Below are 25,142 nucleotides of genomic sequence, written 5' to 3'. Positions count from 1 at the left end.
ACCGCTGCCTAGTTGGCAAATAAATTATGATGCCGCTACACTGGTTTGCGTCGTGTCATTATTTTCTACGACATTCACCGTAACCTGGCCACTAAACTGCCCTTGCTCATTACTGTTTACCTGTGCAAGCTTGGCATTTAAACCCTGCGCAACAAGTGTGCTCGTAAACTTATCAAGACTATTACGATCAGGGGCAATCAAGGTAAAGCTGAGTGCTGATGGCTCCATCACTAACGCTTGTGCCCGCAGTGAAGACTGTTTGATTAACGGGGATATGCGAGTCAATGCTGCCATATGAGAGGCTGGTGCTTGGCTGTCACTGCGCAGCTTTGGTTGCAATTGCACTTGCAGTTTAGTGCGCGAGCTTAATGGCTCGTTTGGAAACCAAGCTTGATACTGCGCCGCAATCTCAGCTTTGGTCGCTACCGTCGCCTTATTATACTGATACCACTGCAGGCCATCGGTCGCCATCTGTAATACCAGTGCCGATAACGCGACCATCGCTGCCACACGCAAATACGGTGAGAGCTTTGAGTCCGTTGATTTAATAAAGAAGTTAAGCGCGTGACGCTCAGGGCTGTCAACAGGCTTGGGCGTCGTGGTCAATGTGGTTAATAATAACTGGTGATCTGCAACAAGCGCGGCCGTTTCTGTCATAAAGCTCGTGGGCATTGCCGAATTTGTTGGCTTTGAAAGATCATCTAAAGCCGTTATGGGCGGCAATATATTCACTTCACTTAAATGCAGGAAACGTTCAAAAATTAAGGGCAAATAACTGACAGCCATACCTTGTCGCAATGACTGACGCAGTAGCATGGTTTGCTCATCTTGATACAGTGTTACTTGCTGACCAGCCCCTTCATCTGGCGTTGGTAGCAATAAAAAATCAGGCAGTAACGCCGTTATGCTCATGCCAGCGAGCTTAGCACTCTGCTGCCATGACTCGATATCGCTTTGCGCCAGTGCATACAGTTGGTGATTATCGGCTTCACTGATTTGCCGAATCGCCAATTGCTCAACAGGGGTCAAGGATGTCTCTTCAAACAAGTATTGCTTGCCGCTATTGCCCAGCTGTTTAAGCTGAGTCGCATTCAGCTCAGTATCTACCTGCAATATATGGCTTGATGGAAAATATAGACACAAAGTCTTCTGCGCATTGGTTTTATAATTACCATAGATCGTTTGCAGCTGTTGCCAACCATCAACCGTTTGCCATTGCTGAATATCTTCATGCCAGACAGCTAGCGGGCTATGCTGCGCTCGTAACCAAACATGTAACACTAAGCGTGTCCTTAATTATTAAAGCTGTTTTAAAGATAGGATAAGGTAGGATTCAGACAATTTCATTCTTTAACCAGTTTAACACCACTAAGCATCAATAGACTAAGTGTCAACAGTATCACTGACGATTCGACCTAATCTCAATACGGCTGCTCAGGCACAAAACGATCAATCTCTTTTGCCATACCTGCCATTACAAAGTCCATCTCAAACATCCTTGCTTCTGCAAGAGAAAATGATTCAGGATAATCGCCAGTTAATAGACCAGCGATATAAGCAACGATAGACATATGACACACCACTACCAGACACTCAGCGTCAATATTCGCAATATCTATTAAAGCTTGACGCGCATCATCGGAAGGCGTGATATTTTCCTGTACGATTACTGGAACCTTGGGCGCGCGCGTCTGAAATGCTGCTAGCGTCTGCTGTGCTCTATCATAGGGACTGACGACAAAATAATCAGGATGATAGTGAGTCATCACATACTCTGCCGTCTGCATTGCTTGCTGTTGACCAAAGTCAGTTAACTGGCGCGCGCTGTCTGGGCGCGATTCATCTTCTGCTTGACCATGACGTACTAGTATAATTCTCATAACCTTCCTTTATGCAGCGTCATGATGACGTTGTTTGCAGAATAATCATTCTTATAACAACGTCATCATTTAACATTGGGGTTTTTACTTACTGTCAGTATCGCCACTTTCATCATCAGCGCTATCGCTTGACGACTTCATCTGCGCAGTTAGCGCCGCATTACTATGATCATGTGCCATTACAAATTCAACATCACTACGGAAGCCAGCTTCCATGAGATGTAACGCCACACCTAATGCTGCTTTATCTTCATAAATGACCGCATACAATGCATGGGTAATAGGCATGTATATGCCTTGCTTGGTGGCTTTCTCATGCACTTGCTGAATAGTATTAACCCCTTCAGCCGTTTGACCGAGTTTTTTCACCGCAGCCTCAATACTCATACCGCGACCGAGCATGTTACCGATACGATAGTTACGACTGAGCTCTGAGCTACAAGTGGCGTATAAATCACCCACACCAGACAATCCTAAGAAGGTAAGCGGATTCGCACCCGCCTCAACCCCAAAGCGGCTCATCTCTGCCAAAGCACGAGTCAATATCATCGCTTTGGTATTTTCACCGACATCATAGGCCGCTGCCATTCCCATGGCAATCGCATAGATATTCTTTAGCGCGCCGCCAAGCTCTACACCTTTGACATCATCACTGGCAAACACTCGAAAAAACGCACTATGTAGCGCGGCTTGTACGGCATGGCGCAATGGCTCAGACTCACTGGCGATAACGGTCGCCGATGGCATGTTTTTCATGATCTCTATCGCAAGGTTTGGCCCCGACATGACACCAAAATTCACTTCAGGTAGCTCATCTTTAATAATATCGCTCATCATGGCAAAGGTATCTTTTTCCATACCTTTGGTCAATGACACAATAGACTGACCACTGATAAATGGTGCAATATTTTTTAGGGTCTCACGAAAAGCCAACCCAGGCACCGCAATAAAAACGATATCTTTATCTTTGACGGCTGCTGCCAAGTCATGGCTGTACTTAAGGCTGTCATCAAGCTTATAACCTGGTAAATATTTTTTATTGGTCTGCGTTTTTACCATCGCCTTTACCGTACGCTTGTTACGTACCCACAGCGTGGTATCACAGCCATTGCGTGCAGCCAAGTTTGCCATTGCTGTACCAAAACTACCACCGCCTAAAAACGCCAAACGTAGCTTGGTAGGATTACTGTGAATATCCGCCATGTTTTTTGCCACTGCTGATTCTACCGCGCTAGGATTGAGTTTTTTACGACCAATACCCGATTTGGTAGCACGTTCGATGATACCTGCCAGCAGACTATTTTGCTTTTCAGGGGCATTCGTATTCACCTCAGTATTATCGCTACTGATGTCTTTGTTGCTATCATTAGGGCTGGTCATTTGCTGTTATCCGTATTGGCTGATTTATTATTAATAGAATTTATCATGGTTTATTTATCATGAATTATGACGCTTTAGAGTATTGAGGCTATCTATCTTTTTGCTACACGACCGACTGTCTTTTTAGAGAGCGGTATTCGTCAAGAGAAAAGGACCACTAAACAGCGCTTAGATATATTATGACTCAAATCGCACTAAAGACTCGATATCAATCGGTTTACGGGCGGGTTCATTTTTGGGGCTGTTGCCAGTATAAACAAACGCCGTCACATAATCATCTGGACCAACGTCAAAATGTGATTTAACAGCAGCTTCATTACATAGCAGTCCCGTACGCCACACTGTACTAAAACCTTGGGCTTTTAGCGCCAAAATCAGGTTTTGTACAGCCGCTCCCGCACTTAGCATTTGTTCAAAAGGAGGAACTTTTTTGTGCGCTTGTATTTTTGTGACAACCGTGATGATGACGGGCGCTCTTAGTGGCATGGCTTGAGTTTTTGCGATGTCCTTTTCGGACAGCGTTTCGCCCTCTTGCACCGCTTTGGCTTGAGCCGCTGCGACCAAGGCATTGCCCAATTCATGACGGGCATCCCCCTGTGTCACTATAAAACGCCATGGACGCAGTTTTTTATGATCTGGCGCTGTCGCCGCACACTCAATCGCTGTTTCGATTTGGGTCTGTGTGGGTGCGGGCAAATCCAAATTACCCATACTGCGCCTTGAATTGATCCAGCCAATCATTTCTTCACTGCTAATCGGCATACTGTCTGTGCTAATATCTTTGGTCGACAGTTTTTTATCATTTTCGTCGGATGTAGTCATTACTGCTCCTTATTTATTATTATCTTTTTATGCAAAAAACCAATGCTTTGGTTTGCTCTCAATACTGTCAAAAAACACGTTATGTCAAACGAATATATATCAATATTGAGTGTGAGTGATTTGAATGAAAAACCATGAGTGTTTTAATCGACAACTTGTAGATTATCATCGGCTATGAAGAGGCTTTGATTATGCCACATCATCGACCCGATGCTCCATGCGCAGATAATCCTCTGACTGCATCTCAAGCAAGCGCGAGCGTGTCCGTTCAATCTCAAACGCCAATTTCTCTCCTTGATATAGATCCAAAATCGACTGCTGCGCTCTAACCAGCAACTTAACACGGCGATCATAAAACTCATCAACCAGATAAATAAACCGACGGGTCGGATCACGTAAGTCATCGTCTAAGGCAGGCACGGCATTGACCAATACTGTGCTGAACTGCTTAGCGATTTCGATGAAATCAGACGCTGATCGTGGCTCCATACATAAATGACGGAAATCACAGAATAAAATATCCTCAGTGCGAGCATTAATTCTAATTTCGCGACCATTAATCGTAATTGGCTCATTACTGATTTTTTGGTTATTGGATAAACTGGCAAAACGGTTGGCTAACCAATGATGATTCGCTTTCGTCATAGGCGATTCATATAGCTCTGCCTGCTGCAATACGCGCAAACGATAGTCGATACCAGAATCGATATTCATCACCGTAGTATGACGCTCCACTTCAGCGATAGCGGGCATGAAACGGTCACGATGTAAACCGTCTTTATACAATCCTGATGGCTCAATATTTGAGGTGGCGACCAATGTAATACCACGATTGAACAGCATGGTAAATAAATCACCTAAAATCATGGCATCAGAAACGTTAGAAACAAAAAACTCATCGAAACAGATAATAACCGCTTCTGCATAAATGATGTCGGCGACTTTTTCTAATGGGTCACTTTCACCTTGCAGCTTGTTTAGTTCTTGATGAACGCGCTGCATGAAATGATGAAAATGCAGACGCATCTTGCGATCAATGGTCAATGAATCATAAAACATGTCCATCATCCATGTTTTACCACGACCTACCCCGCCCCACATATACAAACCCGTTGGTGCTGTCGGCTTGGGCTTTAAAAAGCTAAAAAAGCCTTTCTTCTGTGGCGCACTATTGATGAGCTGATGATGTATCTCATCAAGATAGCTCATGGCCTTAAATTGCTGCTCATCTCGAGTAAACTCATCTGTACTGACGGCTTGCTCGTAACGTTGCAATGGAGATAAACTCATAATACGACTCATCATTAGACAAAATAAATAGTAGGGTAATGGTTGATTCTGCATGAACTCGTCAAAGTGAAGCGATCAGAGCTCATGACTTAATAGCAGGCTTATATCCTAATATTACTAGGTAACAACTAAGAGTCGCTACCAAAGGTATGCTTTTCTAATAAGCCTTTCAACTCTGACAGACGTCCATGAAAAAAGTGCCCTGCGCCATCTACAACGCTGACAGCAATCCCCAATCGCTCCGCAAATGCTTGCATATTATTAGGGTCAATCACTTCATCAGCATTGCCATAAATCTCAAACGTTTTATCGGCTGGCAAGCTTATATCACTGCTGTCATTTTTTTCAACGGATGGAGCAATAAGAGCGATTTTAGTAATCTCAAAATCGCCTAGCCCCCAAATATGAGGGGCTTCAAGCACCTGCTCAGCCACCCGTGCTGTCACATAACCGCCAAAAGAGAAACCACCCAACCATAACTTGCGCGCATTGGTTTGCTCTGCAATCCATTGTAGCACGGTCATTGCATCTACGACTTCACCATCCGCATAATCGTGCTCGCCAGTCGACTGCCCGACACCGCGAAAGTTAAAGCGTACCACGTGCATACCATTATCACGAGCAAAGCGATACATCGTTGTCACCACTTTATTATTCATCGTGCCGTCGAATAACGGATTGGGATGACACAGTAACGCCACTGTATCGGTATTTGGATTGTTAGGATTGTCTTGTTGCCAAAGCGCGTCAACTTCGAGCACGCCAGCAGGAGCAGGAATTAATGGCATAAAATTACTTATTGATTAAAAATGAATAGGTCAATTATCCTAGATATGGTTTATATTTCAAGTGATTTGCTGTGTCATAGTACCGCTTATTTTCATTTTCGCTCATCATAAGTAAACGTCGCCTATGAATATATGATGAATATGTGTGGTCTCTGCAATACCGCACACAATAACCGACTAGACACCCCAGAGCCGAATAGGGTAGATTCATCATAGTTGTTGAGCCACCTATGGACGGATACGTGCATGGCGTATCCTCAACTTTGCTGTGATATTCAACTTTATGTATGACTGACAGACATTAGGAATCGTTTATGAATACTATTAATAAAACCGCTGCACTGACTGCTACTTTGGCGGCAGCACTCGCCCTAAGTGCTTGCCAAACTACGCCTTCATCACCAGTTATCCAGCGTGCCAACTCTATTTATGAGACGACTGGCATCGCCGATAGCAAAGTAAAAGCACAGCAAAATGCGATAGACAGCGCACAAAAGACTTGCAGAGGTAAGCAAGTTATTATCGTCGATGACAAAGTCACTTATAACGGTATTTTAGATGAAAATACAGGTCGGATGATTGGGCAAGCCAGTGCCGTCCTCGGTACGATCCTTGGTACGGGCTCGCCGAACTTATCACGTGACGACGATTACGAGTATAAAATCAACTTTCGCTGCCAATAAAATAATTATTATTTTATAAAGCACTTATTTGGTGGCTCGTTATTTAATAAAGTATTTAGCCAACCGATCAGCGATAAGAATATATTAGTCGCTGACTGGTTGGCTTCTCTTTTTGTGTGCTCGCTTTTGGGGTAAACTACCCTTTCTGATTTTTTATGACTCTTACTCTATAAACAGCCCGTTTTTAAGCTCCCTCACTTTTGGTCTATTATTATGCGCAAACCCAACCTGTCAAATATGAAACCAGCTAAGGTATTAGCGCCTGCTAAAGATTTAGCGACCTTGGAAGCCGAGTTAGCTGAGCAAGAAAACAATATTGAAGTCAATTTAGAAGATACCGTTCTGCGGTTGAGTGACTATTTATCAGCCGTTGATATGGTTATCAAACAGACCTTTAACCACCGTGTATGGGTGAAAGCAGAGATTCGCAATCTATCTAGCAAAGGCGGGCATTATTACTTTGAGCTGGCAGAAAAAGATGACGACGGTAAGGTCATTGCTAGCTGCCGCGGCAATCTTTGGCGCTTTAAAGCCGCGCGGGTATTAGCAAAATTTGAGCGCGCAACTGGCATGCCCCTTGACCGTGATTTGACGGTATTGCTCAAAGTATCCGCAGGCTTCCATGCGCAATATGGTTTCTCTCTCACTATTGAAGATATTGACCCTAGCTACACGTTAGGCGACTTAGCACGGCAATATGCAGAGATGGTCGATCGCTTGACGGGAGAAGGCTTATTAAACCTGAATCAACAGCTGCCTGTTCCGTTTGATATTGAGCATGTGCTGGTCATTGCCCCTGAAAAAGCCGCTGGATTAGGTGATTTTCAAGCCGACGCTGATCGCTTAGCGCGCACAGGTGCCTGTCATTTCCATTATCATAACGCGACCTTTCAGGGTAATCATGCGCCAAGCGAAATCCGCCAAGCAATCGTTAACGCCAAGCAGCAGTTTTTTGATACTTATGAGCACCTGCCAGACTTATTAGTCATTATTCGTGGCGGCGGTGCGGTCGGTGATTTAGCCTATCTAAATGATTATGAATTGGCAGCATTGGTTGCCGAGCAGCCCATCCCTGTCTGGGTTGGCATTGGTCACGAGCGTGATAAAGTTATCTTAGATGAAGTGGCGCATACTAGCTTTGATACCCCATCAAAGGTGATTGCCGCTATCATGACGCATTTAGCCCAGCTCGTCACTCACACACTGCAATACCAAGCGCAAATCAAACAAGCTGCTCAGCGTCAATTAAACACCGCTGAACAACAAACGACACGCCAGTTGAGCCAAATACAATCGCAGACGATTGGTCAATTAACCGCTCTGCAAAAAGACAGCGATTATGCGTGGCGTAGTATTCAGCAAAGCGCTCAGCGACAGGTCAAGCAAGCCGCCAGACTCACCAGCGAGCTACGCACACAGACTCAAGCAGCGGCCTATCAGCAGTTAACAGTGGCTGCTAGCGCCAGTCAAAATAACAAAAAAACGATTATGCATTCGGCACAGCAGCAGTTAATACAAGCACAGCGTGATAGCGAACATCTGCGTGATATTGTGCTCCTGCATCGCCCTTCTCGGGTGCTCAAGCAAGGCTATACCATGCTTACTGATGCAAAAGATAAGCAAATACTAACCAGCGGTACGCAGCTCCATCCAAAACAAACGGTGCACATCCTCTTAAAGGACGGTAAAGCAAAAGCACAGATTATTGACGTAAATATTAATAAATAAGAAGTACAACCTACCGTTGATTCAACTTAATCAAAGACTTTGTTTTAAAATTAGGAAACCTTATGACAACCCCTACTCGCCGACGCAAAAAAGCCGCCCCAAGAACCTTTAAGGCGGCTTATGATATTCTAAAAACCAATGCCGCTGAATTACAGCAACAAGATGAGCCAGATATTGATAATCTGATGACCACAGTGGAAGAGTCAATTGCTGCTTATCGCGTTTGCGAAACCCGTATCAATGCGGTACAGCAAGCACTAGATGCCGCTTTTGCTGAAGAAGATAAATCAGAGAATAGCGACAGTTAAGTCAACTCTATTCAGGCTCGTCGACTTCAAATACTTGGCGCAAATAGGCAAGATACGTGTCGTTATTAATCATAGTCTTGCCTGGACTGTCTGACAGTTTAGCGACTGGCTGCCCATTGCATTCAACCAATTTTAAGACGATATTTATCGGGGTGATACCCATATCATTGGTGAGGTTGGTACCAATACCAAAGCTGGTCTTTATTTGACCTTTAAAATACTGATGTAAATCCCAAGCTTTATCCAAATCTAAGCCATCACTAAAGGTTAAAATCTTGGTTCTTGGGTCTATTTTAAGGTTTTTATAATGAGCAATCGCCTTATCACCCCAGATATACGGGTCGCCGCTATCGTGACGTAAACCATCGAAAAGCTTAGCGAAATACAAGTCAAAATCGCGTAAAAACGCATCCATGCCAACGACATCGGTCAGCGCAATACCCAAATCGCCGCGATACTCATGTACCCATGCTTCAAGCGCCGCTTTTTGTGAATCACGTAAACGCACATCCAAAGCCTGAAATGCCTGCATAAACTCATGTGCCATCGTACCTATCGGTGTCATTCCGAGTTTTTTTGCTAAATACACGTTGGAAGTACCGCTCACTATTTTTGGTTCCGCTTTATGCAAAGTCTCAACCACATGGGCTTGCCAAGCTTTGCTAAAACGTCTACGAGTACCAAAATCAGCGATGATTAATGGCGGCGTATTAGCATCACATTTTTCCTGCTCTGTCGCATATTGATGCAATAATGTGACTTTTTCATCTAATCTGTGCTGACCTTCTTCAATCACACTGGCAGTCGATAGCGCATCAAAATACAGCTCATTAACGATGGCGAGTACAAACACTTCAAAGAACATCGCTTGAATCATCGGCCCTTCGATATCGATAAATAAGCGACCTTTATCATCCGTACTGACGGTAATAAAACGACGTTTCAACTTAAACAATTCTAGATAGTCAACGAAGTCTGAGCGCATAAAGCGCAAACCACGTAAGTACTCTAGTTCATCCTCCAAAAATCGTAATTCACATAAATTGTCTAATTGCTGCTCTAGATCATCTTTAATATCAGCCAATGGATACAGCGTGTCTTTATTATTACGGCAGCGAAAGCGATAAACACCATGTGTCTGTGGAAACTGATGCAGCATGGCTTGCAGCATCGTAAATTTATATAAATCATTATCGAGTAAAGAGGTAATAATAGGTTCAAAAGGTTTAGAGGTATGAGTAACGGTCATGTTACAGCCTTAAATACAAAAATGAAAAGCCGCCAAACAAATCCAGCGACGAAATAGGTATACATAACTATAAAAGTAGTAATAATAGAAAACGCTCAGCTTTTGAGTATAACGAAGTTTGGTTGGTTTTTCATAACTCAACGGCTATAACAGCAAAAATACAACGATAATAAAACGAACCATCATGCTGTGATAGTAATTATGCTCAAGGCATCAATCACAAAAAAGACGCTAAGAATTATCTTAACGTCTTTTTATAAAGTCGATTATCAGTATTAATAGTCAAGATTTTGCAGGCTTAACCAACTTCACTAATGGCGCATAGCCTGACTGCGGCATCACATCGACTGGAATAAACTGTAGCGCCCCGCCATTGATACAATAGCGCAGCCCGCCACGATCTTTTGGCCCATCAGGGAATACATGACCCAGATGTGAGTCTGCTACTCGCGAGCGAACTTCAGTGCGTACCATATTAAAAGCGGTGTCTTCATGCTGAGTAATGACTTGCATATCAATCGGCTTGGTAAAGCTTGGCCAACCACAGCCAGACTGGTACTTATCGGTTGATAAAAATAAAGGCTCACCGCTCACCACATCGACATAGATACCCGGCGCAAATAAATTATCATATTCATGGCTAAAGGCGCGCTCAGTACCGGCATCTTGCGTGATATTGTATTGTGCTTTGGTCAAGGTGTTTTTGAGCGCGCCTTTATCAAATCCTGCATAACGCTTAGGATCTAAGGTCTCAGCAACGGTACTTACAGGTGCAAGCTTGGTACGCGCAGTGCCTTCTGGCTTATCATCGGCAAGGCTTAAATCAACATGACAATAGCCATTTGGGTTTTTTGCCAGATAATCTTGATGATACATTTCAGCTAAGTAGAAATTGTCTAGCGGCTCATTTTCTACCACAACTTTTTGCTTATACTGGCTTTGCACGCGCTGGAGTGCGGCATCAATCACTGATTTATCTTCTTTATCGGTGTAATAAACGCCTGAGCGGTACTGTACACCGCGATCATTGCCTTGTTTGTTGAGGCTGGTTGGATCAATTACGCGAAAGTAGTATTTTAAGATAGTATCAAGGTCTGTTTTATCCGCATCGTAAGTGACTTTGACGGCTTCGGCATGACCTGAGCCACGAATCACTTGCTCGTAGCTTGGATTGGCGGTATCGCCGTTGGCATAGCCTGATACAGCATCGATCACACCCTCGACGCGCTCCATGTAAGCTTCTACGCCCCAAAAGCAGCCGCCCGCCAAGTAGATTGAGCGCGTATTAATCGCTTTGCCTTTATCATTATAATAAACGCCCTCTTTTTGTTTGATGGTTTCAATCTTGCTGTTGTTGTCTAAGGTTTGCGCGTTTGCTGGTTTAGCACTCCCTGCTTTAAGCTCAGCAAAATCATTATTGGCATTTTCAGCGAGAGCATAGGCTTGCTCTGCCGATATATTGCCTTTCACCAAATGCACCAAGTTGCCGCTTTTATCGAGTATCGCCCAGCTTGGATAAACTTGCACGCCAAGCTTATTAATCAGCTCGCCTGAAGCGTCAGACAATACTGGTAGCTTTGGATAGTCTGCTTGGACGCCTGCATACCAAGTGCTAAAGTCGCCATCGACTTTTTCGTTTAGATGACCGGGACTGACAACAGTCACGACATTTAAATCAGCGAACGTGGGATCGGTACGCCATTCTTCGGTTTCTGCCAACGTGCCCAAGCATAATGGGCACCAGCTTGCCCAAAATTTAATCAAGGTTGGTTTATTAGGATCAATGACTGCTGTGCCCGTGTCACCTAAGCCTTTTGTCAATTGCGGCAGTACTTGCATTTGCCCAAGCATATCGGAGGGCAACATATCACGTGAGCTAGTCACTCCACTGTTTTGCTTGGCTGATTTGGTCGTGCTACTTGCATTGCTCTCCGCACTACTCATTTGTCCACAAGCGACCAATATGCCAGCACTCAGTACTGTCGTGACACCAACGGCACTGACATTCTTTAGCCAACGTGATGAATCATGTGGTGAGTCTGTCGCTAACTTATTAGTATGACTACGATCATTATGGCGAATTTTCTTATGCGGCATGCGAGGTCCTTTTTACGAAGTCTTACGATCATAAACTGAGTTTTTATGCTCGCTCATGGTCTTCTTACGTGGTCAATGAAAGTGGATAAATCGAAATTTTAGCAAAGCTAATATATTATTAGAGTATCTTAATAGTATACATCGATGATGGAGTTTACTTTAATAGTAACTAATGGGTTGCTACACTTTTTTAACAACAGTGTAAGAATCATGATATAGACACAAATCTATCATTTTGCAGGTGTAATTTATAAAACAGCATTTAAAAAAACGTCGTGTTATTTTTAAATTAAATTTTAGCACCCATAAATTGAGCCACATAATCATCAGCTGGGTTGTGGCGCAATTCACTGGGTGTATCCGTTTGTACCAAACGCCCACCATTTAAAATACTAATCCGCTGACCGACCTTAATCGCTTCATCGATATCATGAGTGATAAAGACGATGGTTTTGTTTAGCCGTGCTTGTAGCTCAAGTAGTTGGTCTTGTAATTGGGCACGAATGAGCGGATCAAGGGCAGAGAAAGCCTCGTCCATCAGCAATATCGGATTATCGGTTGCTAAGGCACGCGCCAGCCCGACACGCTGCTGCATCCCTCCTGACAGCTCATCAGGGTAACTTTTCTCCAAATTTGCTAGCCCAACTTCATTAAGCCAATGCCGAGCAACCTCGTGGCGTTCTTTGATACTCATTTTTCGCACTCGCAAGCCATAAGCGACGTTTTGCAGCACCGTCATATGTGGCACCAAACCAAAATGCTGAAAAACCATACTGAGTGTCTGCTGGCGATAATGCTGTAGCGCTTTATCATTTAGCTCTAAAATATTAATAGCAGGCGATGACTTTCCATTTTCTAATAAATCAGCAGAGGATTTGGCATTAGTGGAGGGCTTAGTAATAGTAGACGGCTTAGCATTAATAGAAGTATCAACCCATATTTTACCGCTGGTTGGGTCAATCAAACGATTAATATGGCGTATCAAGGTTGATTTTCCTGAACCTGACAAGCCCATAATACAATGCAGCTCACCTGCTTTAACGCTCAAATTGATGTCATAAAGCCCGACCGAATAGCCTGTTTGTTCCTTCACTTGAATACTATCCATACCTTCTGCTAGTAATGCCAATGCAGACTTTGCTTGCGAGCTATTGGCATTATAAATCTTGCTGATATTTTCCAATTGAATATGATTCATGATGGCTCTCATTTTTATTTTTCTAGTTATCATTATGATTAGGGCGCGTTGAACATTCGACCATGGCACTGATAATTAACCAATGGGATGCCTGCTAGCATCAATGGTTTTTTGCCGCGCACGCTTACCTTGACCGAACGCTTGCGTAATGCGGTCAATGATAATGGCAACGATGACAATCGCCGTGCCTGCTTGTAAGCCCTGACCGATATTAAGCGTTTGAATCGATTGCAACACATCTTCGCCAAGCCCCGGTGCGCCAATCATAGAAGCGAGCACCACCATAGAGAGCGACATCATCACCGCTTGATTCACGCCCGCCATAATACTAGGTAATGCTTGCGGCAATTTAATCCAAATGAGCAGCTGCAAGTGTGTGCTACCGAACGAGCGCCCTGCTTCGACCATCTCGTGATTGACTTGGGTAATCCCCAATGTCGTCAGCCGAATCAGTGGCGGCAAGGCATAAATAATAGTGGCAAATAGCGCAGGCACTTTGCCAATCCCAAACAACATCAATACGGGTATCAAATAGACAAAACTTGGCATGGTCTGCATCACATCCAGTATCGGCGTCACAACCTTGCGAAGAATTTTACTGCCCGACATAGCAATGCCAATAGGAATACCAATCACGACGGTCACCAACACTGATACGATGAGCAGTGCCAAGGTATCAATCAATGCGCCCCATAGTCCAAATGCACCAATGAGAAACAGTCCTGCGCCGCATGCCAGTGCAAACCAGATTTTACGGACGCCAAACCATGCCAATACGGTCACAAGCGCAATGATAAGCCAAGGCGGCATAGTGGTTAATAGACGCTCAATCGGTAGCAATAGATAGGTTAACGCCATGGTACTGACGGCACGAAACACATCGCCATAATTTTGGACAACGCTTGCCAATGTGTTATTAAGCGGGGTTTCAAGCGACCAAGAAGGAAAGCTCGATAATGAGGTCGATCGATTAGTGCTAGAGGCGGTTGCACCTGCAGTGATAGCCTCGCCCGTTAAGCTGATGCCTAGCTTAGCCGCAAGGTTACTGGCTGCTTCATCAGACAACCATGCTTGCCAGACGCTCGGATATTTACGCAAAAATGCTAGTGCTTGCTCATCGCCACTACGTTTATTTTCACTCATCTCCAAGATAGCGCCATTGAGCTCATCGGAGCTAAACTGAACTTTTTTAAAAACATCAGCAAGCTCTGGATTGGATTCAATAAAAGGGGTAGATACTGCGATACCTAAAGGTGAGACAGGGAATCCAGACACACAATCGGCGGTGCCATCCGCTCGTAATAAGTCTTGCCAACAGGCATCTTTATGAGCAGGGAACTCTAATGGCGCAAAGTCATATTTTGCCATCAAGCCCGTAGGCTGCCAGTAATAAAACAGTAGTGGTTTATGTTGCTCAAAAGCAGAGGCAATCTCGGCGTCGAGCGCCGCCCCAGTGCCGGGGTGGGCATTATTAAAGATACTGTCCAAACCTGTATTCTTCAGCAAGCGAGTATTGAAAATCTCACACGTCCAACCAGACGGACAATTCATAAAGCGTGACTTGCTAGGGTCTTCGGGATCTTTAAACAGCTCAGCATATTTAGGCAAGTCTTGATAGCTGCGTAGACCTGGGTTTTCTTCTAATACATATTTGGGTACATACCAACCTTGAGTTGCGCCGCCTTTGAGCGTATCACCGATGACCGCCACTTTATTCTGCTCGATGGCTTGTTCCATAATTGGCGAGCGTCCAACCCACTGCTCGCCAATCACTTGAATGTCGTTTTGTGACAATGCCGTTTCGAGTGCAGGACCAGCACCCGGCACCTCTTCAATTGTACAATCATAGCCATCTTCAGCGATGTACTTAAGCACCCCAGAGATAAATTGACCGCTCTCCCATGTCAGAGCGCCAAATTTGATTGGTGATTCGCAGGCTGCTGATGCCGATACTGGCAGTAACAACACGCTCATGCATAGTAAACTTAACGCAATCCATTGGCGCATAAGATGTCCTATTTATAATTTTTATTATGGAAATGAACGCCCAAGGCAATAATATTATTGCTTTACATCAAGCGTATACTGCTGATGGCTCATTCAGTCGTTGAAGACTAGGCAACGCCTTCATCTAAAACTACTATCGTTTAGGCTTACTACAAAGTGTAGCGATTTATAGACAAGATGACAAATGCTCATTAATTTTTTATCGCTTACTTTTATACAAAAAAATAGCACCTATTGAGATAGATGCTGTTTTTTAAAGTTGCTTATATGATTGCTCACAATGATTAGGTATTTTTGTTTACTTGAACGAAAGTTATGTCAACTTTGCTCGCTTTAGCATTTGTTATTTTAAAAACATTGCCATGGCTTTTTTAAACAACCCGCCATAAGGTGGCAACAACAAATTCAACCCATTTAACTTGGATTGTACAAATACTGGTTTCATATGGCTAAGACGCTCGAATCCCGCTTTACCATGGTAAGCACCGGTTCCTGAATCGCCAACCCCGCCAAACGGTAAGTCATGCTGGGCAACATGTATCAGCACTTCATTAATACATAGGCCACCAGAGACCGTATTGTTACGTACTTTCTCTAGGGCGTTGTAGTTATCACCAAAAACGTATAACGCCAGTGGGCGTGGTCGCTCGTTGACAAAATGAATGGCATCATCAAGCGTATCGTAATGCATCAATGGCAAAATCGGCGCAAAAATCTCGTCCTGCATCACATCACTATCAGGGGCAGGCTCACTCACGATGACAGGCGGCATTAGACGCGTTTCGATATTAGACTCAGCATCAGTGAGCTTATGAATCCCGTCGCTCGATAATGCATCTAGATAGCCTTTGACACGCTTAAATTGCTCGCCATTGATAATACGTGAGTAATCTGTATTGCTCTCAATATTTGGATAGTGCTTTTCCATCCACTCTTTTGCTAAACGGATAAACTCTTCATGATATTGGCGTTGAATCAGCACATAATCAGGGGCAATACAGGTCTGACCCGCATTTAGTGTTTTGCCCATCATCACACGATTGACGGCGTTTTCTAAGTTTGCGCCCTCTAACACGACGACCGGTGATTTACCGCCCAGCTCGAGCGTGACGGGTGTTAAGTTAGGAGCCGCCGCCGCCATGACTTTTTTGCCCACAGCTGTAGAGCCCGTATAAAGCAGATGATCAAAAGGCAGCTCACTAAAAGCAACCGCAATGTCTACCTCACCCAGTACTACACAAATCATGTCTGGTGAAAAATAACGAGCAATCGCACTGGCAAATGCTTGGGCGAACTGCGGTGCCGCTTCACTCATCTTGATCATAACTCTGTTGCCAGCAGTGAGCGCATCAATCATCGGTCCTACTGCTAAAAATAACGGATAGTTCCAAGGCACCATGATACCAACCACGCCCAATGGCTGAGGCTGAATTTCATTATGAGCTGGCATATACAGCGCTGAAATAGAAGCCCGCTGAACTTTCATCCATTTTTTACCGTGCTTTTTGGCATGACTGATACCAGTAAAGCTAGGAAACAACTCGGCAAACTGGGTCTCTGATTCGCTACGATAACCAAAGTCGGCACTGATCGCTTTGGCGAAACTGGCTTGGTTATCGCTAAGCATAATTTCCAGACTGTCTAGTTGGGTTTCACGAGTGGCCCAGTCATTGATTGGCTGCGTGCGACTGAGTGTTTGTAAGCGTGAAAATTGCGCTCGCATCTCATCAACCGTATTAGCAATACTAGGCGATTTTGGCACTGGTTGCTGCAACATATCCGTGTCGATTGAGGTCTGCTCATTCATGTTTTGATTATTATCTGTCATTTATCTTCCTTGTCATCTGCGTTGGAGTCAATATACTCTATTGGGTTAGAGACTCTGTATTTCTAGGGCTTGTCCTCATTTTAAAAATGGTGATAAACATGAGATAAATTGCCGTCAAACAAGAAAAGTAGCGCAAATAATATCGAGATATTAATAAGCTATTTGACGATGTTTGGCAAAATTTAGCTATTTTTAGCCCATTTAGAAAGTAATCGATTGAATTGAGGACACGCCCTAATCAGCGGGTTACATTGATGGCAACCCCGGAACATAAGTAATGCGATTCCATTCATTGCACTTTAATGTAGCGCATCAACGAATCAATGAACAGCACATTAAGTTGACTACTGCGTCTGTATGAAATAAGTGTCTATAAACACGCATCACAATGCTAGAAATTTCATATTAAGCACTGAGAACTTTTGCTTATTATGGCTACTCCGTTAGGGCGTTTATCAGTGTTTTGATTGTTGAGTTTTACAGCGTGACCAGAGATAATCTTGGGTACCAATCGCAAAAACTGCTACACTCACTATCGATATCACGACTGAATATCAGTGATACACCTCTTCGAACCAGACCACAATAAGACTGCGACTCTCATGCAAAACACTACGCAACAGCTTAATGACACACTGATCAGCAAATCTCTAACAACAGCCGATTACGTTCCCACTCTCGATGCGATGCTAGCACGTACACTTGCGCGTATTGACTTAAAAAAACAGCAAGGACTGCGCACACCTGACGAATTATGGATTGTCGATCACAATGATGTCTATACTTTAGGGCAAGCAGGTAAAGAAGAGCACATCTTGCAACGTACCAATACGCCTATTATAAAAACGGATCGCGGCGGTCAAGTGACATGGCATGGTCACGGGCAGCTGGTTATTTATTGGTTGTTCGATTTGAATAGCTTGGGCTGGAGTGTGCGCAACTTGGTCTCGCATGCCGAGCAAGCAATCGAAGACGTCATCAATGACTGTTTGCAAAATCCTGCTTCATCAGACACAACAGCCATCAGCGCCCATGCGCGCCGTGACGCACCCGGTGTTTATCTATATGCTGATACATCTGTAGCGGATGATAAAATTATGCTTGGAAAAATGGCATCGTTAGGCTTCAAAATTAAACATGGATTTAGCTATCACGGTATTGCGCTTAATTTAAATTGTGACTTGTCCGCATTTAATGCGATTAATCCGTGCGGCTATGCGGGGATGCAAATGTTACGGTTATCCGACTTTGTGGCTATGCAAAAAGAGTCAGATGAACAAACTGGTGAAGCCTTAAGCTATGAGCAAGTGACCCAAAAACTTATTGATAACATTGCTAAGCGTCATGCCGGACTCATTGAGCTACGCGCACTCGCACCCAAGTGAGTTCTTTGAGTCCGTTTTTGCATAATCTTTTTTTGCATAATATCGTGCACGCTTAGACTTAAGCATTGTGAGAAAATTTGAGTCAAACTTGTTATAATCGCAGGCGGCACATATTGGGCACAGTGATAATATCGCAGTGCCGCGACGTTATTCTTTTATCATCACTTATTATTCAAGCACTTAAAACAAAAGCAAATTGGAGTACTTTATGGCAGATTTTAACAAAATTTTGGACGCAGGCGATGTAGACGGCGGCATTATCAACGTAGTAGTAGAAATCCCAGCTGGTAGCAGCCATAAAATTGAGTGGAATCGCGAACTGGCGGTATTTGAGCTTGATCGTATTGATCCACAGATTTTTGCCAAGCCTTGTAACTATGGTTTTATCCCGCAAACACTTGACGAAGATGGTGATGAGCTTGATGTGTTATTACTGACTGAGCAGCCGCTACCAACTGGTATTTTCTTAAAAGCCAAAGTCATTGGTGTGATGAAGTTCGTTGATGATGGCGAAGTCGATGACAAGATCGTCGTCGTACCTGCTGACGACCGTGATACAGGCAATGCTTATAACAGCCTAGCGGATCTACCAAAGCAGCTAATCAACCAGTTAGAGTTCCATTTCAGCCACTATAAAGATCTGAAAAAACCAGGCACTACGGTCGTTGAATCTTGGGGCGATGTTGCAGAAGCAAAAGAAGTCATCAAAGAGTCTATCCAACGCTGGAAAGACCTATAGGCTATCAAAAATTGGCAGAAATACTAATAAAGGATAGCTATCAAAATACCGCAGTCATTATCGTGATTGCGGTATTTTTTTGATTGAATATTACTGCTGTAAAATGGTTATAATAATCAACACTATCGATACCTATTTTTCATATCGCCATAAGGACAGTCATGTTTAACCCCGACCCTAGCTCAAAACCAGTCAACCCAAAGCTGCCAAGAGACGTCATCATGATGATCGAAAAAAACAATTTAGTGATGGCGATCAAGGCTTTGGCGGCAGATGAAGGCATTAGTATGGATGACGCCAAGAATAGGATTGATGCCTATGAGACACAATTAAAGGTAAAGCAGCAGCAAAAACTCAACACTATCGCCAGCAAGCAAGGCATTCCTAACCATGCTATTAGCTTTGATAGAGAGCAAGGTGCTGAGGATGAAACTGGACAGCTGATCAAAAATCGCGTCAAAACGACTAAGCAAAGTCGAGGATTCAAGAGCCTGCAAAATGGTGTGGACAGCCAGCTTAATGATTTAGGCTATAAAAAACCGCTGATGCCCTATTGGCTGAAACGGCTATTGGTTATTGCCATCATTATGGCTGGATTATTTTGGATATTATGGCGGGTATTTGGTTAAATAGGACAGGAGGTTGTCGTGTTAAATTTTTTATAGTCTGTTATAAGTGGTTCCATTATAGCAGTCTATTTTAAGTAGTCTACTAATACGCATGAGGGCTGAAATAGCTGGTTCCCTTGGGGTATGCCATTCTAAACTGTATTCTCTAATTTTATGTAATCCATATTACCAATAGCTTCTATAAATTTTTCGTCATGAGAAACTAAAATGAGCGCGCCTGTGTAATCATGTAATGCTTGCTGAAGCAAATTTTTTGATTCTATGTCCAAGTGATTGTCTGGCTCATCTAATAGTAATAATGCAGGCGCAGTAGCACCACAAAATAAGCACGCCAAAGCGACTTTGAGTTGCTCACCACCGCTTAGGGTATGAACTGGTTTTATTGCAGCGTCACCTTTGATTCTAAGCTGTGCTAATCGAGTCCGATATAAGTCTTCTGTCCAGCCAGGTGATTGCTGATGAAAATTATCTAGTGCTGATAACTCCTTATCAAGAAAAGAAAAATTCTGATCCATAAAACGATAGGACTCAGTCACTGCTACTTCACCTTGCTTTGCCTCAAGCTGACCTGATATTACTTTTAATAGTGTAGATTTTCCGCTGCCGTTTTTACCAGTGATAGCAATACGTTCACCTTTATTCATAATTAGGCTAATAGGCGCTGTCGCACCAAACGGTAGAACGATGTTAGATAAATGCAAAAGAGGATTGCTAGCAGCTTCAGGGGGTGCGGTGACAATTGCTAGCGGCTCTATGATCTCTAGCTGAGCCTTAGCACTGGCTGCTTGATCAGCTGCATTTTGTGTTCGATCATCATGAAGCTTAGCTTTGCGTGATTGTGTAGCTTCAGAACGTCCTAATTCACGGTCTAAAAAAATTTTACTTTGATTGCTATCTTTGCGCTGATTTTTACCGCGACTTTGACGCTGTTCAGTTTTCTCTTGAGCAATTTGCTGATCACGTTTGGCTTGTTGCAACTCTTTTTTTGTTTGAGCTGCCTCTCTTTGAGCGCCTAGAAGCAATTGCTCCTGACTTTGTAGCCAATCATGCCAACCACCATGACTAACAGATAGTCCTGTGGGAGTTAGCTCATAAACAATCTGTACATGCTCTAGCAAGATGGTATCGTGCGTTATTAATAAAACGCCACCGCTAAAATTTTTTAACCACTGCGCAAGCCACGTACGCCCATCACGATCTAAATGATTGCTTGGCTCATCAAGTATTAAAAAATCACAACCTTGTTTTTTAAGTGCCAATAGCTTTAGACGTGTTTGTTCGCCACCGCTTAGCGTCTTAAACGGACGATCAAGTATATCTAGTGTTAGCTCCCCTTCTGCTAAAAGCGCTTCTGTTTCAACCTCCCAATTCCATTTATCATCCATAAAGCTAAAGTCTTCTAGTGTGCCTTTACCATCTAGGACTCGGTTGCTGATTTGCTGTATCTGACTTGTACCTAAAATATCACCTGCTGTTCCTGTTAATACTGTCTCACCTTGAGCCACATAACCTATATTGCAAAAGCGATGTACGCTTCCTTCACTAGGTTTTAATTTATCCGCTAATATTGCTGCTAAATAGGATTTTCCTACTCCATTTCTGCCAATAAGTGCTTGTAATTCATCAGTCAAGAATAGATCAATTCCTGAAAACAATGGCAAAGGCGAATCAGGGAAGTTTAAGCTTAACTGTTTTGCTTCGATTAAATTTTGCATTTTTACTCTATTTTTTAGAATTATAAGGTTTGTGACTGATAATATACCTATTATAATCAACGCCTAACATGCTTTTTGATAATTAACTACTGTCCAATCGCACCACATTAGTGTTAAAGCCTAACAGCTGAGCGCAATAAGCTATTGATGGGATACAATGATCTGACAAGAAAATAAGCTTCGCTTAACAGACGTTATGATAAATTAAAAGTAACTTGAAATACCCTCGAAAATCCCAATGCATGTACACACCGAAGTACACTTTAATTATCTAAATATCTCAAACCATTGTCATCTTTAAACTACAGCCGAGTGTTCAAGTCCTCACTAGGGAACCATAGCCTTAATTTTTTCTGAAAGTATTCTTTTAGACACATGTTTTTTCAGACTGAGATATGCATAAAAAACAGGTAAGATTATATCTAATTTATTTTATTTACTCTTTTCAAGATCTTTTAATATGGCACAATCTGCGTTTGCATCACCTGAGCAATGATCAGCTGAAATCTGTAGTGAGCTCACCATATCTTGCAATTGAGCTATTTTTTGATTTAAGGTTTCTATGTGTTTCAGTGTCAATTGTTTAACATCAGCACTCTGCCGATCTGTATTTTTCCGCAAATCAAGCAACTCTTTCATCTGTTTGGACGAAAAACCTAAATCACGAGCCTGTCTCAAAAAGCATAAGTCTTTTATATCTTGTGTAGAATAGATTCGATACCCTGAATTTGAGCGTTTTGCGGCATCAAGCAACCCGATCTGTTCATAATAGCGGATCATTTTGGGAGAGATTCCCGATTGCTCTGACGCTTGACCGATATTCATAACTTTGCTCCTGATATAAAAAGGGTTAAAGCCAAACGGCTACTTTAACCCTATCTTAATATAATCTATGCTTTAATCGTTGGCACCTGAAAATACTTTAAGCGTAAGGCATTACCTAGCACAAAAACAGAGGATAGCGCCATTGCGCCTGCTGCAAAAATAGGTGACAACAAAATTCCAAATGCTGGATATAAAACCCCTGCGGCAACTGGAATTAAAGCAATGTTATAGAAAAATGCCCAAAATAGATTTTGTCGAATATTTTTGATGGTGGCCTTACTTAAAGCAATCGCATTAGGAACCCCTTGTAAACTACCTGACATTAACACTACATCTGCGGCTTCAATTGCCACATCCGTCCCTGTCCCAATCGCCAGACCGACATCAGCTTGAGCAAGAGCGGGCGCATCATTAATACCATCACCAACAAAAGCCACTCGTCCATATTGTTGTTGCAGTTGATGTATCGCATCTACTTTTCCATCAGGCAACACTTCTGCGATCACTTGATCAATATGTAATTTTGCTGCAATCGCTTGCGCAGTATGCCGATTGTCGCCTGTAATCATGGCTACTTTTAAGCCCAGTTGATGTAAACCTGCAATAGCGGCATAAGTGGTGTCTTTAATAGGATCTGCAACGGCAATAATGGCTGCTAGCTTCTGGTCAATCGCGACATATATGGGGGTTTTAGCTTCTTGTCCTAAGTGCGCGGCTTCGTCTTTAAAGGAAGTAACATCAAGTCCTAATTGCTGCATATAACGATCAGCACCAATATGAACGGCTTGACCTGCCACTTCTGCTTTGATTCCAAATCCCGTCACAGAGTCAAAAGTAGTAATTGGTAATAAGCTAATATTTTGTTGCTCTGCGGCCTGAACAATGGCTAGGGCAATGGGATGTTCAGATTTTGCTTCAACCGATGCCACAATACGCAAGACTTGCTCACGTTCGAACCCTGGTTGGACATAAAAATCTGTTAAGGTTGGTTTGCCTTCAGTCAATGTTCCAGTTTTATCGACCGCAATGACTTGAACGTCTTGTAAAGCTTGTAATGCTTCACCTTTGCGGAATAAGACGCCCATTTCTGCACCGCGACCTGTCCCCACCATAATCGAGGTAGGGGTTGCCAAGCCCATTGCACAGGGACAAGCAATGATTAGGACGGCAACGGCATTGACGAGAGCAAACGTCAAAGCAGGTTCAGGACCAAAAATAAACCAGACTATAAAAGTTAGCATTGCCAAGAGCATGACTATGGGGACAAACCACATAGTGACTTTATCAACCAATGCCTGAATCGGTAATTTAGACCCTTGAGCCTGTTCAACCATGCGAATGATTTGCGCCAATACCGACGATTCTCCAATGGCAGTTGCCCGAAAATTTAAGTTTCCATTCTGATTGACCGTGCCTCCTACCACTTGATCACCGACTTGTTTTTTGACAGGAACGGGTTCACCTGTAATCATGGATTCATCAATATAACTTTGACCTTCAACGACTTCACCATCGACTGGAACACGCTCACCGGGACGAATCTCAACAATCGTTTCTGTGGTCACCTCTGCAATCGGCACTTCAATCACTTGCCCATTGTGGTGAACACGTGCTGTTTTTGCTTGCATACCCACTAGGTGTTGAATGGCTTGAGAGGTACGCCCTTTGGCTTTTGCCTCAAAATAACGCCCTAATAAAATTAAGCTCACAATCACAGCCGCCGCTTCGTAATACACATTCACAGTGCCCTCAGGTAGAACTTGTGGAATAAATGTTGCGACTAGCGAAAAACTATAAGCTGCCAGTGTGCCAACCGCCACCAATGAATTCATATCTGGGGCCAAGCGCCATAATGCTGGAATACCTTTTTGATAAAAACGTCGCCCTGGAAAGATAAGTACCAGCGTGGTCAAAACAAATTGAATCAGCCAGCTTTGTTGCGTGCCGATATTGTCCATAACCCACATATGAAAAGCTGGAATCATATGTGACCCCATTTCTAGAATAAAAACAGGCACGGCTAGAATTAAAGAGATCGCTAAATCTCGTTTCAGCTGCTGCTGTTCCGTGGCTTTTTTATCCTGTTGAACACGCGCATTCTGCTTAGCCGTGTACCCCGCTTTTTTAACGGCTTGAATCAAATCACTGCTCTGTACTTGAGCGTTGCCTTGTACCCATGCGCGTTCAGTAGCAAGGTTGACGTTTGCTTGTTGTACGCCCTCGACTTTTTTTAAGGCTTTTTCTACCCGTCCAACACAGGAAGCACAAGTCATACCTTCTATCGACAACTCAATCGGCTGAGAGGCCAAGACCTTATAACCGGCTCGTTCTACGGCTTTGGTTACTGCAATTAGATCTAAAGGTTGAGACGAGGAAATCATGGCGTTTTCAGTCGCTAGATTCACCTCAGCATTTTCAACACCTTCAACTTTTTTTAATACTTTTTCCACTCGTCCCACACAGGAAGCACAGGTCATACCCTCAATTGGCAATGTTTCATTGTAAAGATAAGACTTACTATTTTCTGAGTTCATAACACCCTCTATCATGTTCAATCTGTTATCAACAGCATAGAGGTTGACATGATGGTA

The 25,142-nt window shown here is 43.3% G+C and carries 20 protein-coding genes; 6 read left to right on the top strand and 14 right to left on the bottom strand.

Annotated elements, in window-relative coordinates; all coding sequences use genetic code 11:
- Nucleotides 1-24: 24 nt before the first annotated feature.
- The 6 genes from gspL to AK822_RS05720 all read right to left on the bottom strand — a co-directional run bounded on the left by gspL (nucleotide 25) and on the right by AK822_RS05720 (nucleotide 6,160).
- Nucleotides 25-1,281: a type II secretion system protein GspL gene (gspL, locus tag AK822_RS05745; RefSeq protein ID WP_060490893.1), complete on the bottom strand. Its 1,257-nt coding sequence runs from the start codon at nucleotides 1,279-1,281 to the stop codon at nucleotides 25-27.
- Between the two features lie 140 nt (nucleotides 1,282-1,421).
- Nucleotides 1,422-1,880, bottom strand: a complete 459-nt coding sequence (locus AK822_RS05740) for a SixA phosphatase family protein (protein ID WP_060490892.1) — start codon at nucleotides 1,878-1,880, stop codon at nucleotides 1,422-1,424.
- Nucleotides 1,881-1,964: 84 nt separating this feature from the next.
- On the bottom strand, nucleotides 1,965-3,260 hold the full coding sequence (locus AK822_RS05735; RefSeq protein ID WP_060490891.1) for an NAD(P)H-dependent glycerol-3-phosphate dehydrogenase: 1,296 nt from the start codon (nucleotides 3,258-3,260) through the stop codon (nucleotides 1,965-1,967).
- Between the two features lie 177 nt (nucleotides 3,261-3,437).
- Nucleotides 3,438-4,082, bottom strand: coding sequence for a nitroreductase family protein (locus AK822_RS05730; protein WP_060490890.1), 645 nt, complete (start codon nucleotides 4,080-4,082; stop codon nucleotides 3,438-3,440).
- Between the two features lie 189 nt (nucleotides 4,083-4,271).
- On the bottom strand, nucleotides 4,272-5,372 hold the full coding sequence (gene zapE / locus AK822_RS05725) for a cell division protein ZapE (RefSeq protein WP_060490889.1): 1,101 nt from the start codon (nucleotides 5,370-5,372) through the stop codon (nucleotides 4,272-4,274).
- 128 nt (nucleotides 5,373-5,500) lie between these two features.
- Nucleotides 5,501-6,160 (bottom strand): alpha/beta hydrolase, encoded by a 660-nt coding sequence (locus AK822_RS05720; RefSeq protein WP_060490888.1) that lies wholly within the window; start codon nucleotides 6,158-6,160, stop codon nucleotides 5,501-5,503.
- 314 nt (nucleotides 6,161-6,474) lie between these two features.
- On the opposite strand from AK822_RS05720, the gene AK822_RS05715 reads away from it, so the two are divergent.
- The 3 genes from AK822_RS05715 to xseB all read left to right on the top strand — a co-directional run bounded on the left by AK822_RS05715 (nucleotide 6,475) and on the right by xseB (nucleotide 8,879).
- Nucleotides 6,475-6,843 (top strand): hypothetical protein, encoded by a 369-nt coding sequence (locus tag AK822_RS05715; RefSeq protein WP_045446124.1) that lies wholly within the window; start codon nucleotides 6,475-6,477, stop codon nucleotides 6,841-6,843.
- Nucleotides 6,844-7,056: 213 nt separating this feature from the next.
- On the top strand, nucleotides 7,057-8,571 hold the full coding sequence (gene xseA, locus AK822_RS05710; protein WP_060490887.1) for an exodeoxyribonuclease VII large subunit: 1,515 nt from the start codon (nucleotides 7,057-7,059) through the stop codon (nucleotides 8,569-8,571).
- 62 nt (nucleotides 8,572-8,633) lie between these two features.
- Entirely contained in the window at nucleotides 8,634-8,879 is a 246-nt protein-coding gene (gene xseB, locus AK822_RS05705; RefSeq protein ID WP_060490886.1) for an exodeoxyribonuclease VII small subunit, read from the top strand.
- A gap of 7 nt (nucleotides 8,880-8,886) precedes the next feature.
- Here xseB and pncB read toward each other — a convergent pair whose 3' ends face one another.
- The 5 genes from pncB to AK822_RS05680 form a co-directional block, all read right to left on the bottom strand.
- Nucleotides 8,887-10,128: a nicotinate phosphoribosyltransferase gene (pncB, locus tag AK822_RS05700; protein ID WP_060490885.1), complete on the bottom strand. Its 1,242-nt coding sequence runs from the start codon at nucleotides 10,126-10,128 to the stop codon at nucleotides 8,887-8,889.
- A 282-nt stretch (nucleotides 10,129-10,410) separates the two neighbouring features.
- Nucleotides 10,411-12,225 (bottom strand): bifunctional peptide-methionine (S)-S-oxide reductase MsrA/peptide-methionine (R)-S-oxide reductase MsrB, encoded by a 1,815-nt coding sequence (gene msrAB, locus AK822_RS05695; protein WP_060490884.1) that lies wholly within the window; start codon nucleotides 12,223-12,225, stop codon nucleotides 10,411-10,413.
- 289 nt (nucleotides 12,226-12,514) lie between these two features.
- Complete coding sequence (locus AK822_RS05690; RefSeq protein ID WP_060490883.1) at nucleotides 12,515-13,423, bottom strand: ATP-binding cassette domain-containing protein; 909 nt, start codon at nucleotides 13,421-13,423, stop codon at nucleotides 12,515-12,517.
- 75 nt (nucleotides 13,424-13,498) lie between these two features.
- Complete coding sequence (locus AK822_RS05685) at nucleotides 13,499-15,430, bottom strand: glycine betaine ABC transporter substrate-binding protein (protein ID WP_060490882.1); 1,932 nt, start codon at nucleotides 15,428-15,430, stop codon at nucleotides 13,499-13,501.
- Between the two features lie 343 nt (nucleotides 15,431-15,773).
- On the bottom strand, nucleotides 15,774-17,258 hold the full coding sequence (locus tag AK822_RS05680) for a coniferyl aldehyde dehydrogenase (RefSeq protein ID WP_060490881.1): 1,485 nt from the start codon (nucleotides 17,256-17,258) through the stop codon (nucleotides 15,774-15,776).
- Between the two features lie 602 nt (nucleotides 17,259-17,860).
- On the opposite strand from AK822_RS05680, the gene lipB reads away from it, so the two are divergent.
- From lipB to AK822_RS05665, 3 genes are all read left to right on the top strand, one after another.
- Complete coding sequence (gene lipB, locus AK822_RS05675) at nucleotides 17,861-18,643, top strand: lipoyl(octanoyl) transferase LipB (RefSeq protein WP_060490880.1); 783 nt, start codon at nucleotides 17,861-17,863, stop codon at nucleotides 18,641-18,643.
- 208 nt (nucleotides 18,644-18,851) lie between these two features.
- Nucleotides 18,852-19,382: an inorganic diphosphatase gene (locus AK822_RS05670; protein ID WP_010198287.1), complete on the top strand. Its 531-nt coding sequence runs from the start codon at nucleotides 18,852-18,854 to the stop codon at nucleotides 19,380-19,382.
- 161 nt (nucleotides 19,383-19,543) lie between these two features.
- On the top strand, nucleotides 19,544-20,011 hold the full coding sequence (locus tag AK822_RS05665) for a hypothetical protein (RefSeq protein ID WP_060490879.1): 468 nt from the start codon (nucleotides 19,544-19,546) through the stop codon (nucleotides 20,009-20,011).
- Between the two features lie 131 nt (nucleotides 20,012-20,142).
- Here AK822_RS05665 and AK822_RS05660 read toward each other — a convergent pair whose 3' ends face one another.
- The 3 genes from AK822_RS05660 to AK822_RS05650 all read right to left on the bottom strand — a co-directional run bounded on the left by AK822_RS05660 (nucleotide 20,143) and on the right by AK822_RS05650 (nucleotide 25,085).
- Nucleotides 20,143-21,726 carry an ABC-F family ATP-binding cassette domain-containing protein gene (locus AK822_RS05660; protein WP_060490878.1) on the bottom strand — a complete coding sequence of 528 codons (1,584 nt, stop codon included), beginning with the start codon at nucleotides 21,724-21,726 and terminating at the stop codon, nucleotides 20,143-20,145.
- Between the two features lie 432 nt (nucleotides 21,727-22,158).
- Nucleotides 22,159-22,551, bottom strand: coding sequence for a Cu(I)-responsive transcriptional regulator (gene cueR / locus AK822_RS05655; protein WP_060490877.1), 393 nt, complete (start codon nucleotides 22,549-22,551; stop codon nucleotides 22,159-22,161).
- Between the two features lie 65 nt (nucleotides 22,552-22,616).
- The gene (locus AK822_RS05650; RefSeq protein ID WP_060490876.1) at nucleotides 22,617-25,085 is read right to left on the bottom strand and encodes a heavy metal translocating P-type ATPase; all 2,469 of its coding nucleotides are present in this window, start codon (nucleotides 25,083-25,085) and stop codon (nucleotides 22,617-22,619) included.
- Nucleotides 25,086-25,142 lie beyond the last annotated feature (57 nt).

This window comes from Psychrobacter sp. P11F6 (assembly GCF_001435295.1).
GTDB lineage: Bacteria > Pseudomonadota > Gammaproteobacteria > Pseudomonadales > Moraxellaceae > Psychrobacter.
Note: the sequence above shows the minus strand (reverse complement) of the source record. Positions and strands in the feature narration are given on the sequence as shown.